The organism is Mesoflavibacter sp. SCSIO 43206 (genome assembly GCF_019904215.1).
In the GTDB taxonomy this organism is placed as follows: Bacteria; Bacteroidota; Bacteroidia; order Flavobacteriales; family Flavobacteriaceae; genus Mesoflavibacter; species Mesoflavibacter zeaxanthinifaciens.
Genome location: NZ_CP063201.1, coordinates 1,299,900 through 1,320,889 on the forward strand (window position 1 = coordinate 1,299,900; position 20,990 = coordinate 1,320,889).

A 20,990-nucleotide genomic window follows, 5' to 3' on the forward strand; every position below is an offset into this window, starting at 1 on the left:
TATGAAACATTTACTTACAACACTTATACTATTCATAAATTTTAGTGTAATTGCTCAAAATAACAAGTTGTTAGATAGAAAGTTTTGGTCTAATACAACTACTGTAGAAGCTGTTAAAACAGCTATAGAAGAAGGGAATGATCCCGCACAACTAAATCCGAATAGTTTTGACCCAATGGTGTATGCCATATTACAAGATGCACCATTAGAAACATTACAATATTTACTATCTATAAAGGGTAATGATGTTAATAAACTAACTCATGATGGACGTACTTATATCTTTTGGGCAGCCTATAAGGGTAATGACAGCTTTATGCAATATTTATTAGATAATGGTGCAAAAACAGATATTTTAGATGATCACGGATTAACACCTTTAAACTTTGCTGCAAATGCAGGACAAACTAATACTAAAGTGTATGATTTATGTATTAAATACGGTGCAAATCTAAAAAAAGACGTTAATCATAGTGGCGCTAACGCTTTATTACTAGCAGCGCCAAGTGATAAAGATTTTAAATTAATAGATTACTTTACCAGAAAAGGATTAGATTTAAATTCTACAGATAATAATGGTAACGGAATTTATAATTATGTAGCCAAAACTGGTAATTTAGAGTTGTTACAAAAACTTGCTAATAAAGGAGTAAAAGGTAACGATCAAGCGTTTCTATTTGCTAGCCAAGGAACAAGAAATGTATCAAATGGTTTAGAAGTGTTTACATTTTTAGAAGTACAAGGTTTAAATCCAAACACATCGTCTAATGAAGGCGTAACACCATTACACTACATTGCTGCAAGATCACAAAATATAGATGTATTAAATTATTTAATACGTAAAGGAAATAATGTAAATGCAAAAGATAAAGACGGAAGTACTCCTTTTTTAAATGCAGTTTCAAGAAATTCAATTAAAGTGATAGAAACTCTTATACCACAAGTAAAAGATATAAACGATCATAATAAAAAAGGTCAAACAGCTTTAATGTTAGCCACACAAAGTAATACACTAGAAGTGGTTAAATTATTAATAGGTAAAGAAGCTAAAGTAGATGTTGTAGATGCCAATGGTAATAACCTTAATTATTATTTAATTGAAGCTTTTAGCCCAAGACAGCCTAAAGATTTTGCAATTAAATTAGAGTTTTTAAAATCTAAAGGTTTAGATATTTCAAAAAAACAAAAAGATGGTAATACGTTATTACATCTAGCTGTAAATAAACAAAATTTAGATTTGATTAAGCAAGTTGTAAATCTAAAAGTAGCAGATGTTAATGCTATAAATAATGATGGTAATACAGCTTTACATTTAGCTGCAATGTCTTCTAAAGACGAAAAAATAATAGAATACTTACTAAGTATTGGAGCAGATAAAACAATTAAAACCGAATTTGGAGAATCAGCTTATGATTTAGCTTCAGAAAACGAATTATTAGAACAAAATAATGTTTCTTTAGAAATTTTAAAATAAATATTAAATAATGAAATTATTAAAAATAACTATATCAACTATACTGCTATCATTTGCATTATTGTCATTTACCAATATAAATACTAGTAAATACAAATGCATGATTCAATTGACCAATTATACCGGTGAAGGCGCTTATGTTGTAGTCTCTTTAATTAATCCAAATGGCGAATATGAAAAAACACTGTATGTACAAGGCGATGACGACGAGTGGTATTTTGATATTACAGAATGGTGGAAGTTTCAAGGTAAGGTTAGAGCTAATATAGATGCGGTAACAGGAGCAACAGTATCTGGTGGACAACGTACAATAAGCATATTAGATATCGAAGATTCTAAATTAAATAAAGGTTATAAACTTAGATTTGAAACAGCTGTAGAAGATCAAGAATATTATACAAGCGATGTCGAGTTTGAGTTAACTACAGAAAACGTCAAAGCAAAACACGAAGGTAAAGGCTTTATTAGATACGTTAGATTAATGCCTAACTAGTATTTTGTATGACCATTTCTATCTGGAGATATAGTCATTTAGCATTAGCTATTACAGCGTCTGTTTTTATTTTATTAGCGTCTGTTACAGGTATAATTTTAGCATTTCAGCCTATATCAGAACAACTTCAACCTTATAAAGTAGAAGATTTAAAAACAATTAGTCTAGACCAAACAGTTAATACCTTTAAACAAACATATCCAGAAATTTTACAAATAGAAGTAGATGCAAACCAGTTTGTATCTGCTTCTGTTATTACTAATGATGGCAAAAACCTAGACGGATATTTTAATCCTAAAACAGCTAATTATTTAGGTGAAAACATTCAGCCATCAAAGTTTTTTCAATTTACAACTAACTTACATCGGTCTTTATTTTTAAAAAGTACCGGTCGGTTTTTAGTTGCTTTAGGCTCATTTTTATTGTTTTTAATAGCAATTACCGGTTTTATTTTGGTCGTTAAAAGACAAAGCGGAATTAAACACTTTTTTGCCAAAATTGTAAAAGAAAATCCGTCACAATACTGGCATATTGTTCTTGGTCGTTGGTCCCTCGTGCCAATTATTATCATAACTATAACAGGTGTCTACTTATCGCTGCTTAAGTTTGATGTAATTACTGACCAAACGATTAAACACAATATAGATTTTGAAGCGTTAGAGGCATCTTCAACAGAAAAATCGGCTTCAATATTTGGTGCAATTACTTTAGATCAAGTTAACCATTTAGAGTTTCCTTTTTCTGAGTTTGTCGAGGATTACTACACATTAAAACTTAAAGATAAAGAGCTATTAATACATCAATATTCTGGTGAAATTTTAAGCGAACAAAACACATCTTTAACGTCTTATTTTTCAACACTAAGTTTAAATCTACATACAGGAAAAGGTAGTATTATTTGGTCCATAATTTTGCTAATTGCGACCATAAACATCTTGTATTTTATGTATTCTGGGTTTGATATGACTTTAAGACGAAAGAAAAATACTGTAATCCCAAAAAATAAATACACCAAAGATCAAGCAAAATTTATCATTCTTGTAGGATCAGAAACAGGAAGTACTTACAGATTTGCGTCGGCATTATTTAATAGTTTGATAAATGCAAAACACAGTGTTTTTATTTCCGATTTAAACAGTTATTCAACTTACAAAAATGCAGAACATTTAATTGTTTTTACAGCAACGTATGGCGATGGTGAAGCGCCAATAAACGCTAATAAATTTTTAGAAACGTTTAAGAATACGTCACAAAACCAAAGCCTAAAATTTAGTGTTGTTGGATTTGGATCGTTACAGTATAAGGCTTATTGCCAGTTTGCAGAAGATGTAAATAATGCATTAAATAACAGTCAGGATTTCACCCAATTTTTACCATTAAAAACAATTAACAATCAGTCTTTAGATGCGTTTAAAAATTGGTGTATAGCGTTTAATTTACAATCGCAATTAGACATAGAATTACCTAAAGTAAAACAATTACAAAGACCAAAAAATCTTCAAGATTTTAAAGTAGTTTCAAAATCTGAAATTAACCAGGATCATACTTTTGTGTTGACTTTACAAGCCAAAAACACACACAAAATACAATCTGGTGATTTGTTATCTGTGTTTCCTAAAGAAGATCAAATAGAGCGATTATATTCTTTAGGAAAATTTGAAGACAAACTGGTTTTAAGTGTCAAAAAACATCAGTTTGGCGTTTGTTCAAATTATTTTAGTCAGTTAAAAGAAGGTGAAGTTATCAAAGCTCGAATTAATAAAAATCCATCGTTTTACCTTCCAAAACACACAAAACATGCTGTTTTTATCGCAAATGGTACAGGAATTGGACCTTTTTTAGGTATGATTAATCAAAATCCAAACATTAAAAAGCATTTATTTTGGGGTACACGTACGCAAGCTTCAGTTAATATTTATGATGCTTATTTAAATGAAGCAAAACACAAGCAGTTACTAACCACATGTAATATAGCGTATTCTAAAGAAGGGAATAAAACGTATGTTCAAGATGTTATAGCACAAAAAGACAACATTATAGCTTCTGTATTAGAGCAAAAAGGTGTTGTAATGATTTGTGGTTCGGTTGCAATGCAAACTTGTGTTTTAGACCAATTGGATACGATTTGCCAAAACAATTTAAGTAACAACGTAAGTTACTTTATAGAAAACGGTCAAATAAAGATGGATTGTTACTAACATAAAACTTAAAATTATGTGTAATAACGTAAAATCAATATCAAAAACATCTCAAGGCGAATTGTCTTTGTGTAAAAACTGCAAGCATTTTCACTTAGAATTTAATAATATATATTTTGAATTTACAGTAAACGAGTTTAAGAAATTTAAACAGTATGTTTTAAATTTAGAACCAGAATTTTGGGAGTGTAAATATGCTGAAGCTAACATTTCTAAAAAGATACCTATACCTACCTTGCAAGACAATCTTATTCTGATGTTTAACCGACAAGAATTTTTACAATTAAAAGTATTAGTTAATAAGCCAATATTGAATATTTACAAAAAAAGTATAAGTGTAAATGATATTGATTACACATTAATTTTAAACTAATTTAAAATACTATTTTTGTGTACTTAAACTAAAAGATTAGTATGAAAAAAGATATTCATATTCCAAAAGTAGAAGGTGTTTACATTGCAATAGTTAACGAGTATAATGATGTGTACCAAACCCAAGATTGGAATGCATACATTATAAACGATAAAGATGTAGATTTAGATACTGTAATAATAGTTACAAGTGGTTATTCTGATAGTAAAACAACCTCTGTTTTTAGAAAAAAAATAGATAAGCTTCCTAATAAAAGTTATGCCAAAATAGAGCTTATCCAAGAAGAACTTTTTGCGCTTAACAACCAATTTAAAGTCACGTTTTTTGAGGGTAATACAATGTATGATAAAACATATACTTTTAGAAAAAACACGATTAATAAAAATGCCTTACAACCTGTACCGTTAATGAAGGTACGTGGTGTAGTAGTAAAATAAGCCTTGAATTTTCAAGGCTTATTTTTTTATAGTTTTATTGCTTAATACATTGGTTTATAGTGTTAGTCCATTTTTGACCAACTTCTATTTCGCCGTTAATAAGTCTATTAACGTCACTATTAAAAATATTAAAACCTACAATATCATTATTTACTATTTTAAAGTTTATAATAACGTCTGATATTTGTTCGGTTGTTTTATTAATTCGTTTCTTTTTAATATCTAAAGCTGCACCTTCACAATTCTTTAAATCGACAATTTTGTGTGTAGATGAGTTAGATAATAAAGCTATTTTTTTATTTGTATCAATACCAAAAGATAGATGGTTAAAGATGTCTACTTTATTAATAGTTAGTCCATTATCTTGCGCAATGGTTTTAAATATTTGAGTTTTTTGTTGTGTTTTTTTCTTTTTAGAGATATACATTAAAAAGAAAGGAATACCGCAGCAAAGGGTAATAACAACACCTATAAGGGTATTTGCTGTATCCATTTGTTTAAATTTTTTAAATAAGAAAAATGTGTTAAGATATTATATCTTAAAAGGTCTTGTATTTAAACAAATGCTATAGATGGGTATGAAAAGGATAAGCTATATCTGTAGTTTTAAAGCTAACAGGAATAGCATTTAGGTAATGTAGTTTAAGATTACATTTTTTAGAAAAATAAGTTAAAAACTGTTTAAAGTTAAAATCTAAATCTTTATTTAGACTATTAGGGTAATCAACAAGGTTGACCTCTAAAAAAGTAATAGTTATAGGGTCTGCTGTGTTAGCAACAGTGTTGTGCTTGATTGGAGAAGATACAGTTTCACTTTTAGTTGAAACTATAGTAGCTTGGTCACTAAAATTATAGTTAATTGTAGTGGCATTTAAGCTAACTGTTACACTTAATAAAAGTAATATTTGTAAAAACTTCTTCACGAAGCAAATGTAAATTACCAACGATAATTAATTAACAAATAAAACGTTAATTTTAATTTAATTTATCAGTAAGTTTTTTAAACACTTTTTTAGGATCTTTACCTTCATATAAAATATCATAAACAGCATTTATAATAGGTAATTTGGTTTTCTTTTTATTCTTGTCGTTTAATAAATGGGCGCTTTTTGTAGCGTAGTATCCTTCTGCAACCATATTCATTTCCATTTGTGCAGATTTTACGGTATAACCTTTACCAATCATGTTTCCAAACATACGATTACGAGAAAACGTAGAATAACCAGTAACCAATAAATCACCTAAGTAAGCCGAGTTGTTAATGTTACGTTTCATCTTATGCATTTTTTTGATAAAACGTTTCATTTCGCGTATAGCGTTACTCATTAACACACTTTGGAAGTTATCTCCATAACCCAAACCATGTGCTATACCAGCAGCAATAGCGTAAATATTTTTAAGCATTACCGCATATTCAGTACCAATAACATCGTCGCTAGTTTTGGTTTTTATATAATCGCTAGATAAAGCATTGGCAATAATTTGTGCTTTTTTCTGGTCTGCGCAAGAAATGGTTAAATACGATAAACGCTCTAAAGCAACTTCTTCTGCGTGGCAAGGACCTGCAATAACGCCAATATTTTCAAAAGGAATGTTATAATTATCATGAAAATGCTCTCCAACCAATAAGCCAGTTTCTGGTATAATTCCTTTTACTGCCGAGACTACAATTTTATCAGTAATATCTGCGGTTAGTTTTTTTAATTCAGAATGAATAAATGCCGAAGGAATTACAAAAATTAAAACATCTGCATAGTTAGCAATTTCATTAATATCATTGCTAAGTTTTAGTTGTTCTAAATGAAACTCGACAGAACTTAAATAATTCGGGTTATGTTGTTCTCTAAGAATATGCTCTTTGGTATAAACACTGCGCATGTACCAACCAACTTCTTCTAAGTTTTCACAAAGCATTTTTACGATAGCGGTTGCCCAGCTTCCTGATCCAAAAACAGCATATTTTAATGGTTGACTCATAATTTCGTTTAAATTCTAGGTCAAAAATACGTAAAATTAAAGACTTCAATTCATATTGAAAATCAATCACTTTTAATTTTTGGCACGCCTTTTGAAAATCAATTTATATCAATCCTTAAAACGACACATTATGAAGACGATCAAATTACTTTCAGGCTTCGCTTTAATAGCATTATTATTTACATCGTGTTATACAGAAGTTATCGTAGACGACTATGCCTATGATAATTATCAAGAACCAATAACGGTTAATCAATTACTAAATTCTTACGAGCTGTGGTACGTAGATATTAACGAAACTATTGGTTATGGTGAGGCACCTTTTTTGCAAATGGCTTTTACAGTGTCTTTTAGAAACGGAAATTTATACGCTAATAATAATTTAGTTGGTATTGGTAGTCAAGGTAACGGTTATGGTATACAAATAGGCTACTATAATGCTTACGATATGATTTTGGATATAGATCATGATATTGATGGCTATGATAGTTTTGATGTATACCAAATAGACTATAATACAATAGAATTGTATAATCCATTTAATGATACGTCATATTTTTTACATGGTTATCAACGTTCAAATTTTGATTACGATTATGTGTTTTATGATAACATACAATACTTTTTACAAGAATATGAAGCTTGGGAAAAAACATACACAAGTAACTTTGGTGCTTTAAATGAATTTGATAACGAAAACTTCCTTCAGTTTTTATCTGGCGGAAATGATAACAACTTTAGAAGCTCTCAAGATCCTGAAGGAACAAATCCAAACAATATATATTGGGATTATTCTGGATTGTATGGTGTTAATGATGTTAACGGAAATATGTACCTAAAAACACTAACCTTAGATTATGATTATTTTGATAATGAGTTTTTTGAGTTAAGTATTGTAAATGATCAAAGAGTAGAATTATATCACCCAAGTTCTGGTACGGTTTATGAGTTTACAGGAAGAGGTTATATACAATATTTAAAAGTTGGACAAACAACAGACAGAAGTAAAACATCTGGAGAGAAAAAACGTAAACAACACACCAGAAAAAAAGATAACCCTAGAGAAAATACTAGAGAAAAATAAACCCTAGTTAGTGAGTAATTTTTGAGAATTAGTTTAGTTAGTTTAAGACCGCTTAGAGTAAAATTTAAGCGGTTTTTTAATTTTTTTGTAGCTAATTTCCTCATAATCATAAAATTAAACGCTTTTGATCGAATAAATTATGTTTTTTGTCGAATTAAAAATACATTCGTCAATCAATAACCTACTTAATTTATTTTTTATGAAAAAAAATTCCCTAATCACCTTAGCTTTAATAGCTGTGTTATTTACAACAAGTTGTGAAAATGAAGAGACTTTTGTGGATAACAACACTGTAACAAATGTAGACCCAAATTTTAGAGTAACAACAGCAAATGGAAACACAGCTAACCAACGTATGTCTTATGATGAACCATGTATGACAACTAATCTAATAGCTGGTCAAAATCATATTGCAGGAACTGTTTCTGTAGATTTTGATGGTGTAGATTTAATTATCACTTATACTACAAATGCAGATTGGTCAATTCAAGCTACGCATTTAAGTATTGGTAATTGTGCAGATCAAACAATACCAACAACAGGATCTGGAAATCCAAAAATTGGTCATTTTGAGCATTCTACAAATCATAACTTAGATGTAGATGTAGTAACGTACTACATAGATTCAGCTGCGTTAACTGAAAATTATTGTTTTGCAGCACATGCAGAAGTTAATGGGCCAACAGGCGGAGAAACTGCTTGGGCAGAAGGTACAGACTTTGACGGTAATAATTGGGCAATGTATGTTGAAGCATTATTGTCAGACTGTAATGTAGATAATCCTGAAACAGAAAGATAATTGTATATTTTAAATGCTAAAAAAGCCAACCCTAAAAGGTTGGCTTTTTTTATGTGATAAACATTTAATCTTAACTTTCAAAAGTGATGTTTAGGCTAATATCTACACTGCTTAAAGCTTTACTTACTGGGCAACCTTTTTTAGCGCCTTCTGCAAGTTCTTTAAATTTAGCTTCGTCCATTCCATCAACTTTACCTGTTAGGTCCAATTGTATATGTGTAAAGGCAAAACCGCCATCTTGTTGTTCTACAGTAATAGTAGCATCTACGTCTAATTTGTTAGCTTCAAAACCTGCTTCTTGTATAGCAAAACTAAGCGCCATAGCAAAACAACCAGCATGTCCTGCTGCAATTAGCTCTTCTGGGTTTGTACCAGCTTTACCGTCTTCGTTTTCAAAACGTGCTTTAAAGTTATAAGGTGTATTGTCTAAAACACCACTTGGACCATTTAAAAATCCTTTACCGTCTTTACCTGTACCTTGCCAAATGGCTGTTGCTTTTCTCTTCATAAAATAATTTAATTTTTGGTTTACTTTAAAATTAAAGCTTTTATTAAAGAAATAGGGTTAAGGAAATTGTAAATGTTTTTGGAGGACTTTTTTAACGTTTAGTACAAGAATAGAAGCCGACTGCGTGGCATTTCCTTGTTAAGTTTCAAGAAAGTTGAAGCGTGCTACAACCTTTAAAACACTACTGTCTCGGCTATTATTTTTATACATTGTTGGGTGTGTTTTTTCTATTTCTCAGGGTGTTTTTTATATATTTATTCATTGGCGTTTCAAACAAAATAAAGCTATAATGACTGACTGTTAACGAAATAGTAAAAGTCATAATTATTATTAAGATTTCATTTTCAATATGTAATATCTTACCATTAATTATTGAAAAATACCTTAAGACAAGTTGATGAAACAAATAGAATCCAAAACTGATTTCTCCTAAATGGATAAGTGTTTTTCGTGATAAAAATTTAGAAATCTTCCCCTTTTGAAAGGAGAAAGAAAATATCAAATATCCCATCGGTATCCAGTAGTAAAATGAATATCTAGCTACTTTTGCTATTGATTGATGAAACAAAAAGAAAACTAGAAGTAATAAAATTGAAGAAATTTCGAAATAATTATAGTTTATATTTAGATCTTTTTTTAAGAAGGTTTGGTAAATATTGAAAATAAATATTCCAATAACAAAATCAACAACTCTTGTGAAAGGGTTTATATAAAATATTTGATGATAAGCATTCTCAGGAATTATAAGAGTTAATAGGGGAATTAATGCAATGATTGATATAATCAATAGGCTCTTGTAATTCCTAAATTTTGGTATCAATGTTATTAGAAATGGGAAAACTAAATAGAAAAACATCTCATTGGATATGCTCCAAGAAGGAGCGTTGAAAGAAAAATAAATACTTTTTATAGGAATGTAACTTTGAGTTAAAGTTACATTTGTTAATGCTTGGCTGAACCATAGACTTTTTTTTTGAATAAACACGCTATATGTCAGAGGTATAGATATTATTAAAGTTAAAATATGAAGTGGGAAAATTCTTGCAAACCTCGCTTGATAAAACGTTCTCTTTGATTTTTGTTTTTTTTGTATGCCGTCTTGGTAATTATAAGCAAGTATAAAACCACTCAAAATAAAAAAAAAACTGACACCTATATAACCTTCGTAAAAGATGGAATCATAAATCCAACGTAAAATATTAGACTCGCTTTTATTAAGAAAACCCAGGTGAGATGCAAAAACCATAAAGGCAAAAAGAAATCTCAATGAAGTTAAAGGTTTAATCATATATCTATTATTTAATTTGCTGAATTCGTATGTTTGGTTTTTAAATTACACACAATGAAAAGATAAAGCGAGTTTCAAATTTGCGTTATCGATTGGTAAACGAAGTTAGCAGAAAAATTTAATAAAGCCAAGCGATGCTTCATTCTACTTATAAAAATTCATTTCATCTAAATAAGCCCAAACGTTTTCTGGTAGTAAAGGTTTAACGTTTTTGCCTTCTTTTATTGCTTTTCTAACCATAGTAGAAGATAGTTCTATAATTGGTGCATCTACACGTGTTATTTTTGGGTGATTATTAAATTGTGTGTCTATTTTACCTTCGCTAATACGTGGGTACACATAAATGGAGTGATACTCTAAAATGGTTTGATAGTTTTTCCACTTATGGAAGCTTTTTAAATTATCCTCGCCCATGATTAAGGCAAAATCGTGTTTAGGATATTTTTCGGTTAAATGGACTAAAGTATTAACAGTGTAATTGGGTTGCGGTAAGTTAAACTCGATATCACTTTCTTTTAACGTATCATAATCTTTCGTTGCTAGATAAACCATTTCTAAACGCTGATAATTGTCTAAAAGTGTGCTTTTCTTTTTAAAAGGATTGTGTGGCGTTACTACAAACCAGATTTGGTCTAAATCGCTGTTTTCTACCAATTGGTTGGCTATAATTAAATGTCCAATATGTATTGGGTTAAAGGATCCAAAGTATAGGCCTATTTTCATGATTTTGATGTTCTAGATACAATTTTTGTTTTACTTCGACTACGCTCAGTAACCACTCAAAAAATTACTTGAACTGACGTTTATTAACTATTGTTTTACAAAAGCACCAACTAAATTTTCTGCTTCTGCTAATGCTTTATCTAGGTTGTCGTTTTCTATAATAACATCAAAAAGTGGTGCTGTTGCAAGCTCTGCGCTGGCTTTAGCAATACGCATATTTATCTTGTCTTCACTTTCTGTTTTACGTTTTTTAAGTCTTATTTTAAGCTCGTCTATGCTTGGTGGTTTTACAAAAACAGCAAGTGTTTGCTCCGGGAATTTTCTTTTAATACGCAATCCGCCAGATACGTCTATATCAAAAATGACGTTTTTACCTAATGCCCAAAGTCGCTCGACTTCACTTTTTAAAGTTCCATAAAAATTATCGCGGTAAACTTCTTCCCATTCTAAAAAATCGTCGTCTTTTATATGTTGTTTAAAGTCTTTTAAAGATAAAAAGTAGTAGTCTTTACCATGCTCTTCTGTACCACGTTTTTCTCTTGATGTAGCAGAAATTGAGAAGGCTAAATTTAAATTATCGTCTTTAAGTAAATGTCTTACAATGGTTGTTTTACCTGAGCCAGATGGTGCAGAAAAAACAATTAATTTACCTTGTTTTGTGTTGTCTTTGTCCAATAGATTATGCTTTTATTTTAAAGAACGTTAAGTAATTGTTCTTTAATTTTTTCAAGTTCGTCTTTCATTTGTACGACCAATTGTTGCATTGGTGCGTAGTTGCTTTTAGAACCAATAGTGTTTATTTCTCTACCAATTTCTTGGCTTATAAATCCTAATTTTTTACCGTTGCTATCTGAGCTATTAATACTTTCTGTAAAGTAGTTTAAGTGATTGTTTAAGCGTACTTTTTCTTCGGTAATATCAAACTTTTCTATGTAGTAAACTAATTCTTGTTCAAAACGATTTTCGTCGTACTTTTCTTTAAGTTCTTCAACGCCTTTTTTTAATCGTTCTCTAACACCTTCAATACGTTCTGGATCTATAGCTATTACATGATCTAACAAGTCTGCAATATTTTTTATACGTGCATTAAAATCTGCTTCTAACACTTTTCCTTCGTCTAAACGGTGTTGGTTTAAAGCGTTAATAGCATGGGTTATTTCGGTTTGTATTTGCGTCCATTCGTTTTCGTCAATTTCTTCTCTAACCGTATTTAAGGCATCAGGAAAACGAACCGCCATTTTTAGTAATTCGGTATCATCACCATCAACAACATCTTTTAATTGTTGCATGTATTGTTTAACAACTGGCGTGTTAATTTGCGTAGATGTATCGTCTGCAGTAGTTTCTACATAAATAGAAAAATCTACCTTACCACGCACTAATTGATTAGCAATTTGCTTTCTAATTTCAAGCTCTTTTTCTCTGTAAATAGAAGGCATGCGCGCATTCAAATCTAGGTTTTTGCTGTTAAGAGATTTTAGCTCGATTGTAATTTTTTTTGTTGGCAACTGTAGTACAGATTTACCGTAACCTGTCATTGAATATATCATAAACAAAATGAATTTATTAAGCGCAAAGGTAAGTAAAATGTTAACGCCTAAGAAATACAATTTTAACAGCTTATTTAGATTATTTATTATGCACGCACAGTAAATAATTGTAGTTTTGATGTTTTAAATTTTTAGAGATGTACAAAAAACAGTTTGAGATTAGGTGGAGTGATATTGATGCTAACAGACATTTAGCTAACTCTGCATATATAAATTTTATGAGTCATACACGTACAGCGTTTTTACATGAACACGGTTTTTCTTTATCAGAATTGGTAAAAGAAGGTCTTGGTCCAGTGGTTTTTCATGAGCATGTACATTATTTTAAAGAAACCTTTTTAGGTTATCCAGTAACAGTAACTCTTGAAGTTTCTGGTCTAAGCGAAGACGGAATGTTCTTTAAATTTGATCATAATTTTTACAATCATAAAGGTGAAAATCTAGCTTTTTGTGAAATTTTTGGAGCTTGGATAGACTTAAACTCTAGAAAATTAACTAATCTACCGGACGATTTATTAGAGTTAACAAAAAGTTTTCCTAAAACTGAAGATTTTAAAATTCTAACGAAAGAAGACACCAGAAAACATAACAGAACACCAAAAAACCTAAGCTTGTAGTTTAGGTTTTTTGGTAACTAAATACACACCTAAAAAGATTAAAGCCGATGCTAAAATCTTAACGACTGTAACTGCATCGCTTCCCATAATAATTGCAAAAATACCAGCAATTAAAGGTTGCAAGTAAATAAATACGGTTACTGTAGATGCGCGCAAATGTCTTAGCGCTAAAGGATTTAATAGGTATGTTCCAAATGTAGCACCTACAACTACAAAAATTACCGAAAACCAAATGTAAGGTGTAAACGTAGAGGTATCTACCAAAGTTAAATCTGAATATCCAAACGGTAATACCATAAAAAAGCCAAACAAAAACAACCATTTAATAAATGTAAACGGATGGTATTTTTCTGTTAAACGCTTTATTATTATAATATATATACTGTAAGATAACGCATTAATTAGCACCATAATATTTCCTAATAAAACATTGTCTCCTGGATTTGGTGATTTACCATAAACTGTTAATATGGCTGCACCAGTAAATCCAAAAATAACACCTAAAACTTTAAGTTTTGTAATCTTTTCATTAAGATAAAATGAAGATAGTATTAATACGATAATAGGACTAGTAATCATTATTACCGATGCATGTATTGGTGTAGTGAGCTCTAAGCCTTTAAAGAAAAAAAGCATATTTACTACAACTCCAAAAATAGAAGCAAGTAAAAATGTTTTGTAGTCTTTTTTGTCAATTTTTTCTTTTGGTGCAAAAAGGCTAACAATCCAAAATAAAATAGTAGCTCCAGCTACACGAAGTACAATAAAACCAAAGGGTTTAATATGTCCATTTACCATGACATCTTTAGCAAATGTAAAGTTTAAGCCATACAATAATTGCACAATAAATGCTGCAATTAAAGCAAGTATACGTAGTTTATTCATTTAATGCTTCTTTGGCTGCTTCTACAGTTTTTTTACTACTACCAACAAAAATTTTGTCGTTAATTACAATAACTGGTCGGCTTAAAAAAGTATAGTGATCAAGTAAATAATGTTTAAAATCTTTTTCGGTTAGATTTTGATCCTTTAAGCCCATGTCTTTGTATAACTTAGCACGTTTACTAAACAAAGCTTCGTAACTTCCTGCTAATTTTGCTAACTCATCAACTTGTTTTGCTGTTAATGGTTCACTTTTTATTTCCTGAAATTTAAAGTCGTCACTTAAATTCAACTCGTTAATAATTCTTGTGCATGTGTTACAAGTTTTAAGGAAGTAAACGTTTTTCATGATGTTACATTTTTGGCAAATTTCGATTTTTTTTGCAAAAGTTTAATGCTTTTTCTGGCAAAACTTCTGCGAAAGCATAATACCCAACATTTTTTTTAAAAATTGAAGTGAAATTAGTTTTAAATAGCATAAATATTTAATTTTATTGAAAATTGAAATACTATGGATTTTACATTTGATACCACTTTAAAAAGTCGAAAATTTTTAAAAGATTTACTTGAAAATTTAACTTTAGAACAACTTAATAAAGTTCCTGAAGGCTTTAATAATAATATTATTTGGAATGTAGCTCATACTATTGTAACCCAACAATTATTAGTCTACAATTTATCTGCAATACCTATGATTATAAGTGATGAGTTGGTTGAAATGTATCGAAAAGGTACAAAGGTAGAACGTGATGTAACCCAAGCAGAAGTAGATTTAATTAAAGGTTTATTGTTTAGTACTATCGAAAAAACAAAGGAAGATTATGAAAACAGAATTTTTCAAACCTATCATGAATATACAGTAACTACTAAAAGTACTTTAACCAATGTTGATGAGGCTATTGCCTTTAACAATTTTCATGAAGGAATCCATTTAGGTTATATTTTGGCTTTAAAACGTTGTATTTAAAATTTTAAATAAGAATTTGCTACCACGTATGGTATTGTAAACTCAACAGGCTCTTTACTTAGTGCGCCAAATTCAAAATTGTTGTAAAAGATAATAATACCTTCTTCATTAAACCCGATAGTTTTAGGTAACTTAAAATCTAAATTTTGGGCTTTTAAATCGTTATGAACGGTCATTAACTCTTTATCATAATATTTTTTAACTAATGCTTTAAACCCATTTAAATCATTAATTAAATCTTTTGTTTTTAATTCTTTTCCAGTTGCTGGATCAAAATTAAAAAACTTAAAAATCAAGTTGCTATTAGCTTCTCCGGTTTGTACATTTCCATTCATGGCAATGCAGATAATAAATTCGTTTTGAAAAGAAATTTCTCCATCAATAAACGCTTCCCATTTAGGGAAGTCTCTAGCTATATCTTCATTAAATAGTGTTGTAAAACCTATGTAAGAGGCATTAAAAGCTGTAATGCTTTGGTCTATAGTTAATTTTTTTTCTTTAGCACTATCTACATTTAAAATATCACAAGCAAAATTATTAAGTGATGTATTTATGTTTTTAGCAACATTAGAGCTTCCTTTTGCTTTAGGCATAACAATGTCTACAAAAGTTTCTTTTTCTTTAGAAATATGAATTTCTGAAAACGATAATATCTTTTCTTCTTCACAAGAAAAAAAGCCTATAAAACACAAAAAAAGTAGATAAAAAGTCTTGAAATTATTTATACTGTTAAACATAAACTAAAGCTAATAATGAAGTTTGAATACAACGAATTAAACGTTATTTTTGTTGCAATAATTACAAATTAAGTTGAAAAACATCTGCTTTGCATTCAAAAATAAGAATTATAAATTTTTAGATGATTATTTCAACTTTAAAAACTAAATAAACATGAAATTTAACACAAAAACGATACATGGTGGACAAAAACATGACCCAGCTTATGGTGCTGTAATGCCTCCAATTTATCAGACTTCAACATACGCACAATCTACACCTGGTGGACATAAAGGTTTTGAGTACTCAAGGACTCATAACCCAACACGTCAAGCTTTAGAAAACGCTTTTGCTAGTATAGAAAATGGTGAGTATGGATTAGCTTTTGGATCTGGTCTTGCTGCTATTGACGCGGTAATGAAACTTTTAAAGCCAGGTGATGAAGTAATAAGTACAAACGATTTATACGGCGGAACGTATAGGTTATTTACTAGTATCTTTAAGAATTTTGGTATAAAATTCAACTTTATTGGTATGCAAAACGCAAGTAATATAGAGGATTATATTACAGAAAACACAAAAATTATTTGGGTAGAAACACCAACTAACCCAATGATGAATATTATTGATATTAAAGCAACTGCAGAAATTGCAAAAAAACACAATGTACTTTTAGCTGTAGATAATACGTTTGCTACGCCATATTTACAACAACCATTAGATCTTGGAGCAGATTTAGTAATGCACTCTGCAACAAAATATATAGGTGGACATAGCGATTTAGTTATGGGAGCACTTATTGTAAAAGATAAAGAGTTAGCAGATAAATTATATTTTATACAAAATGCAAGTGGAGCCGTTTGTGGACCACAAGATTCCTTTTTAGCGCTTCGCGGAATCAAAACGTTACACGTAAGAATGCAACGTCACTGTGAAAACGGAAGAGCTGTTGCAGAATATTTAGCATCTCATCCAAAAATTGAAAAGGTATATTGGCCAGGTTTTGAAAGTCATCCAAACCATGAAATTGCAAAAGCGCAAATGAAAGATTTTGGAGGAATGATAAGTTTTGTTACTAAAGGAAACGACTACAATGAAGCTATTAAAATTGTTGAGAATCTTAAAGTATTTACGTTAGCAGAATCCTTAGGTGGTGTAGAATCTTTATGTGGTCATCCTGCAAGTATGACACATGCAAGTATACCAAAAGAAGAGCGCGAAAAAACAGGAGTAGTAGACTCTTTAATTAGGTTAAGCGTAGGTATTGAAGATGAAGAAGACTTAATAAACGATTTAAAACAAGCTATAGGATAAGATTAATTATCTTAATAAAAAAAAGCCAACTTTATTAGTTGGCTTTTTTATGATATATTTTGTTTGTTTTTTAATCTAAATAGTAGATATAGCCAAAGTTTAACCATACTAACCAATCGTTATACTTGTTAGAGTTTAGGTCGTGATTTAAACCATCAATCCAATCGTTAAAATAGTATTGACCACGAAGGTCTAACATTAAATCAGAAACCATAGTTAGTTTATACCTAACACCAATACTAGATACAACAGACCACGTGCTACCAGAAGAAGGATCTATTGGTTTAGGGAAATCTGCATCTAAATTAGGGTTAGTAGCGTACCAAGGTGAATAAAAATTATTCATATTGGTTACACTTTGGTCCCCGTAATTTGTATATACTTTAGGGTTGTAAGATACGTAATGAGCGCCAAGACTTACAAATGGAGCAAACTTATATCCAAAAGCTTGAAAAGAACGAATACTTAAAGGAAAGTATTCTAATTGCATACCAATATCTAAGTTATTTGCCTCACCAGTATGAGCTCTAAGTTTTTGAGCTTCAACACTATTTCTGTAAGGTTGTACCCATTCACCTAAATGATTTAATTTAGTTTTATTCCAAGAAATTTCTGTTCTAAGTTTAAAGTGATCATTAAAAAAATTGTCTGTAGTGTAACAGTTACAATCTGCACGATAAGCAAAGTTTATATAGTGTACTAATCCAATTCCAATACCAGAGTTGCCAGTGTTAGTTTCGGGATCTAAACGTTCTCCAAAATCAGATTTAAAGGCAACAGGACCAGTAATGACACCAATTTCGTGTGAGAAGCCTAACTGAGAAAATGCGGTAGTACTAGTTAAGATAACTAATAAAAACAGTGTTAATTGTTTATGGTTAAGCATAATAAGGCATTTATTTTAGAGGCTAAATATCCAACAAATATATGAAATCACGATTAACATACAAATAATAAGGATAAAATGAACTAAATATAATTATTTCTTAAAATAAGAAACTTACTAAAACGTTTGCGAAATTTTAAAAATGTGACGTAAATACTTAAAGATAATGTATATTTGCAGTGCAATTTGGCACTTAAAATAAAAGAGTCATAATTTTATTGTAACAATGAAACAAAAAATAGAAGCATTTTTAGATCAAGTAAAAGCAAATAATGGTCATGAACCAGAATTTTTACAAGCTGTACACGAAGTTGCAGAGACTGTAATTCCGTTTATAGAAGAGAACCCAAAGTATCAAGATAAGTTATTGTTAGAGCGTATGGTAGAGCCAGAGCGTACAATAATCTTTAGGGTTCCATGGGTTGATGATAAAGGACAGCCACAAGTAAATAGAGGTTACCGTGTAGAGTTTAACTCGGCAATAGGTCCATATAAAGGTGGTTTACGTTTTCATCCTTCTGTAAACTTAAGTATTTTAAAGTTTTTAGGGTTTGAACAAGTTTTTAAAAACTCTTTAACTACTTTACCAATGGGTGGAGGAAAAGGAGGAAGCGACTTTAATCCAAAAGGTAAAAGTGATAACGAAGTAATGCGTTTTTGCCAGTCTTTTATGACTGAATTATATAGACATATTGGACCAAATACAGATGTTCCTGCAGGTGATATTGGTGTTGGAGGAAGAGAAATAGGTTATATGTTTGGTCAATATAAAAGATTAAAAAACGAATTTACAGGAGTATTAACTGGTAAAGGATTATCATACGGAGGATCATTAATTAGACCAGAAGCAACAGGTTATGGTTGTGTATATTTTGCAAAAAATATGCTAGCAACTAAAAACGATTCTTTTGAAGGTAAAACAGTTGTTATTTCTGGATCTGGTAACGTTGCTCAATATGCTTGCGAAAAAGCAACGCAATTAGGAGGTAAAGTAGTAACAATGTCTGATTCTTCTGGATATATCCATGATAAAGATGGTATAAATGAAGAAAAATTAGCATTTATTATGGAGCTTAAAAATGTTAAACGTGGACGTATCCACGAGTATACAGAAAAGTATCCATCTGCTACCTTCCATGAAGGAGAAAGACCATGGTCTGTAAACTGTGATGTGGCTATGCCATGTGCTACACAAAATGAGTTAAATAAAGAAGAAGCTGAAGCTTTAGTAAATAACAATGTAATAGCAGTTGCAGAAGGTGCAAATATGCCTACAACTCCAGAAGCTATAGAGGTATTACAAAAAGCTAAAGTATTATTCTCTCCTGGTAAAGCGTCTAACGCTGGTGGAGTAGCAACTTCAGGTTTAGAAATGAGTCAAAACTCTTTAAGATACAACTGGACAAGAGAAGAAGTAGATGCTAAATTAAATCAAATTATGGATGATATTCATGCATCTTGTGTAGAATATGGTAAAAATGATGATGGTACCGTAGACTACGTAAAAGGAGCAAATATTGCTGGATTTGTTAAGGTGGCAGACGCTATGTTAGCACAAGGTTTGGTATAAATTAAATATCACATAACTAAAAAATAAAAACCGCCTATAAGGCGGTTTTTTTATTTTAAGTCAGCTTTACCAAGGTAATTTATATTTCTTTCAACCAATTCTAAAATAACAATATCAGGGTTATTATTTTCAATATCTTTTTTATTGATTTTAAAGTTTCTTATGTATATAGCATCTTCAAAGGTTTCATTAAAAAAAGGTATTAGAGCATTAGAAAAAGAATCTCTATAAAGTATTAACTTATAATCTTTACTTTCATTTTTAAAATGAAGAAATTTCTGGTCATCTGATAAAACTTCTATTTTGGAAGGTGTCTTTTTTTCGAAATTTATAACTTCTGTTTTTTCTTTAATGTTTACCATTTGAGTATTGTCTCCTAAAACTTTGAAATCTGTAGAAACTTTATAATCCTTAAGTTCTAGTTTTTGAATGGATATATCTTTTTTGATATAATCTATAATGTGTTGATAAGCTATAAAAGCCCCTAAATCATTCCAATGAGAATCTGTTTTGTAATATAATTGGTTTTCTTTTTTTTCTTTTAGTAAAACAGAATGTAAATCTATTAATTGAGCTGTTGAGTTTTTTTCTAACTCTCTTTTTAAGTGACTATAAAGAGTTTCTTTTTTCTCTAATTGAAATGGTAAATACTCAGAATAAATACTATGTTTATTGGGCGGAAATATAACATAGAATTTTATGTTTTTTGAATTTAGATATTGATTGATTCTGTTTAAGTAATTAATAATTTCTTTTGTTTTATTGTCACCAGTCATCCCAAAGGAATTATAAAAAACATTATTATAATGATTGCCTAAAAAATACCAACCATCTTTGCCTGTTAAATTATAATTTGGTAAAGGTTCTTCTTTTAAAATAGTTTCTTTAAAATTGATGTATTGATTAACAGTTGTTTTTTTAAGACCAAAATTGCCCAAGTAATAACTTTTAAAATTGGATAGACTTTGTATAGGTTTTTTTATATCAATTTTAGGAAATTCTTTAAATTTTAAATTTTCGTTATCACCAATTTTAGATTCCACTCCAAAAATTAAAACTAAATTAGGTACAATTAATAACAGTAAAAACACTGCTATAAAAAGTTTGTTTTTTATGTTATAGATATTATTCAT

At 29.9% G+C, this 20,990-nt stretch carries 24 protein-coding genes; 11 read left to right on the plus strand and 13 right to left on the minus strand.

Annotated features, from left to right (window positions below; all coding sequences use genetic code 11):
- Position 1: 1 nt before the first annotated feature.
- The 5 genes from INR78_RS06110 to INR78_RS06130 are packed head-to-tail and all read left to right on the plus strand — an operon-like array spanning position 2 to position 4,975.
- On the plus strand, positions 2 to 1,474 hold the full coding sequence (locus tag INR78_RS06110) for an ankyrin repeat domain-containing protein (RefSeq protein WP_223077905.1): 1,473 nt from the start codon (positions 2 to 4) through the stop codon (positions 1,472 to 1,474).
- 10 nt (positions 1,475 to 1,484) lie between these two features.
- Positions 1,485 to 1,967: a DUF2271 domain-containing protein gene (locus tag INR78_RS06115; RefSeq protein ID WP_027879657.1), complete on the plus strand. Its 483-nt coding sequence runs from the start codon at positions 1,485 to 1,487 to the stop codon at positions 1,965 to 1,967.
- Positions 1,968 to 1,975: 8 nt separating this feature from the next.
- Positions 1,976 to 4,165 carry a PepSY domain-containing protein gene (locus INR78_RS06120; protein WP_223077906.1) on the plus strand — a complete coding sequence of 730 codons (2,190 nt, stop codon included), beginning with the start codon at positions 1,976 to 1,978 and terminating at the stop codon, positions 4,163 to 4,165.
- A gap of 16 nt (positions 4,166 to 4,181) precedes the next feature.
- On the plus strand, positions 4,182 to 4,538 hold the full coding sequence (locus INR78_RS06125; protein ID WP_223077907.1) for a DUF6686 family protein: 357 nt from the start codon (positions 4,182 to 4,184) through the stop codon (positions 4,536 to 4,538).
- A 41-nt stretch (positions 4,539 to 4,579) separates the two neighbouring features.
- Positions 4,580 to 4,975 (plus strand): hypothetical protein, encoded by a 396-nt coding sequence (locus tag INR78_RS06130; protein WP_223077908.1) that lies wholly within the window; start codon positions 4,580 to 4,582, stop codon positions 4,973 to 4,975.
- 34 nt (positions 4,976 to 5,009) lie between these two features.
- Here the strand turns inward: INR78_RS06130 and INR78_RS06135 are convergent, their stop codons facing one another.
- The 3 genes from INR78_RS06135 to INR78_RS06145 all read right to left on the minus strand — a co-directional run bounded on the left by INR78_RS06135 (position 5,010) and on the right by INR78_RS06145 (position 6,952).
- Positions 5,010 to 5,468: a hypothetical protein gene (locus INR78_RS06135; RefSeq protein ID WP_223077909.1), complete on the minus strand. Its 459-nt coding sequence runs from the start codon at positions 5,466 to 5,468 to the stop codon at positions 5,010 to 5,012.
- Between the two features lie 73 nt (positions 5,469 to 5,541).
- On the minus strand, positions 5,542 to 5,898 hold the full coding sequence (locus INR78_RS06140) for a hypothetical protein (protein ID WP_223077910.1): 357 nt from the start codon (positions 5,896 to 5,898) through the stop codon (positions 5,542 to 5,544).
- Between the two features lie 52 nt (positions 5,899 to 5,950).
- Positions 5,951 to 6,952: an NAD(P)H-dependent glycerol-3-phosphate dehydrogenase gene (locus tag INR78_RS06145; protein ID WP_223077911.1), complete on the minus strand. Its 1,002-nt coding sequence runs from the start codon at positions 6,950 to 6,952 to the stop codon at positions 5,951 to 5,953.
- Between the two features lie 130 nt (positions 6,953 to 7,082).
- Between INR78_RS06145 and INR78_RS06150 the strand changes: the two genes are divergently transcribed.
- A complete protein-coding gene (locus INR78_RS06150; protein WP_223077912.1) occupies positions 7,083 to 8,036 on the plus strand; it encodes a nicotinic acid mononucleotide adenyltransferase in 954 nt (317 codons plus the stop codon).
- A gap of 199 nt (positions 8,037 to 8,235) precedes the next feature.
- Complete coding sequence (locus INR78_RS06155; protein ID WP_223077913.1) at positions 8,236 to 8,835, plus strand: hypothetical protein; 600 nt, start codon at positions 8,236 to 8,238, stop codon at positions 8,833 to 8,835.
- A 70-nt stretch (positions 8,836 to 8,905) separates the two neighbouring features.
- Here the strand turns inward: INR78_RS06155 and INR78_RS06160 are convergent, their stop codons facing one another.
- From INR78_RS06160 to INR78_RS06180, 5 genes are all read right to left on the minus strand, one after another.
- A complete protein-coding gene (locus INR78_RS06160; protein ID WP_027879649.1) occupies positions 8,906 to 9,343 on the minus strand; it encodes an OsmC family protein in 438 nt (145 codons plus the stop codon).
- Positions 9,344 to 9,545: 202 nt separating this feature from the next.
- Positions 9,546 to 10,631, minus strand: a complete 1,086-nt coding sequence (locus tag INR78_RS06165) for an acyltransferase (RefSeq protein WP_223077914.1) — start codon at positions 10,629 to 10,631, stop codon at positions 9,546 to 9,548.
- A 144-nt stretch (positions 10,632 to 10,775) separates the two neighbouring features.
- On the minus strand, positions 10,776 to 11,354 hold the full coding sequence (gene nadD, locus INR78_RS06170) for a nicotinate (nicotinamide) nucleotide adenylyltransferase (protein WP_027879647.1): 579 nt from the start codon (positions 11,352 to 11,354) through the stop codon (positions 10,776 to 10,778).
- An 87-nt stretch (positions 11,355 to 11,441) separates the two neighbouring features.
- Entirely contained in the window at positions 11,442 to 12,029 is a 588-nt protein-coding gene (gmk, locus tag INR78_RS06175) for a guanylate kinase (protein ID WP_223077915.1), read from the minus strand.
- Between the two features lie 17 nt (positions 12,030 to 12,046).
- On the minus strand, positions 12,047 to 12,904 hold the full coding sequence (locus INR78_RS06180; protein ID WP_106677154.1) for a YicC/YloC family endoribonuclease: 858 nt from the start codon (positions 12,902 to 12,904) through the stop codon (positions 12,047 to 12,049).
- 137 nt (positions 12,905 to 13,041) lie between these two features.
- On the opposite strand from INR78_RS06180, the gene INR78_RS06185 reads away from it, so the two are divergent.
- Complete coding sequence (locus INR78_RS06185; RefSeq protein ID WP_223077916.1) at positions 13,042 to 13,521, plus strand: thioesterase family protein; 480 nt, start codon at positions 13,042 to 13,044, stop codon at positions 13,519 to 13,521.
- Here the strand turns inward: INR78_RS06185 and INR78_RS06190 are convergent.
- The gene (locus INR78_RS06190) at positions 13,510 to 14,406 is read right to left on the minus strand and encodes a DMT family transporter (protein ID WP_223077917.1); all 897 of its coding nucleotides are present in this window, start codon (positions 14,404 to 14,406) and stop codon (positions 13,510 to 13,512) included. The two genes, INR78_RS06185 and INR78_RS06190, sit on opposite strands and share 12 nt — an antisense overlap.
- Positions 14,399 to 14,752 carry an arsenate reductase family protein gene (locus INR78_RS06195; RefSeq protein ID WP_223077918.1) on the minus strand — a complete coding sequence of 118 codons (354 nt, stop codon included), beginning with the start codon at positions 14,750 to 14,752 and terminating at the stop codon, positions 14,399 to 14,401. The genes INR78_RS06190 and INR78_RS06195 overlap by 8 nt, the downstream gene beginning before the upstream one ends.
- A gap of 162 nt (positions 14,753 to 14,914) precedes the next feature.
- Here INR78_RS06195 and INR78_RS06200 point away from each other — a divergent pair, with 162 nt between their 5' ends.
- Positions 14,915 to 15,370 (plus strand): DinB family protein, encoded by a 456-nt coding sequence (locus INR78_RS06200; RefSeq protein WP_223077919.1) that lies wholly within the window; start codon positions 14,915 to 14,917, stop codon positions 15,368 to 15,370.
- Here INR78_RS06200 and INR78_RS06205 read toward each other — a convergent pair.
- A complete protein-coding gene (locus INR78_RS06205) occupies positions 15,367 to 16,107 on the minus strand; it encodes an RsiV family protein (RefSeq protein WP_223077920.1) in 741 nt (246 codons plus the stop codon). The genes INR78_RS06200 and INR78_RS06205 overlap by 4 nt on opposite strands.
- Positions 16,108 to 16,261: 154 nt before the next feature.
- On the opposite strand from INR78_RS06205, the gene INR78_RS06210 reads away from it, so the two are divergent.
- Positions 16,262 to 17,401, plus strand: coding sequence for a cystathionine gamma-synthase (locus tag INR78_RS06210; protein ID WP_223077921.1), 1,140 nt, complete (start codon positions 16,262 to 16,264; stop codon positions 17,399 to 17,401).
- Positions 17,402 to 17,471: 70 nt separating this feature from the next.
- Here INR78_RS06210 and INR78_RS06215 read toward each other — a convergent pair whose 3' ends face one another.
- The gene (locus tag INR78_RS06215) at positions 17,472 to 18,287 is read right to left on the minus strand and encodes a glutamate dehydrogenase (protein ID WP_223077922.1); all 816 of its coding nucleotides are present in this window, start codon (positions 18,285 to 18,287) and stop codon (positions 17,472 to 17,474) included.
- A gap of 226 nt (positions 18,288 to 18,513) precedes the next feature.
- On the opposite strand from INR78_RS06215, the gene gdhA reads away from it, so the two are divergent.
- Positions 18,514 to 19,857, plus strand: coding sequence for an NADP-specific glutamate dehydrogenase (gene gdhA, locus INR78_RS06220; protein WP_223077923.1), 1,344 nt, complete (start codon positions 18,514 to 18,516; stop codon positions 19,855 to 19,857).
- A 50-nt stretch (positions 19,858 to 19,907) separates the two neighbouring features.
- Here the strand turns inward: gdhA and INR78_RS06225 are convergent, their stop codons facing one another.
- On the minus strand, positions 19,908 to 20,990 hold the full coding sequence (locus tag INR78_RS06225; RefSeq protein WP_223077924.1) for a hypothetical protein: 1,083 nt from the start codon (positions 20,988 to 20,990) through the stop codon (positions 19,908 to 19,910).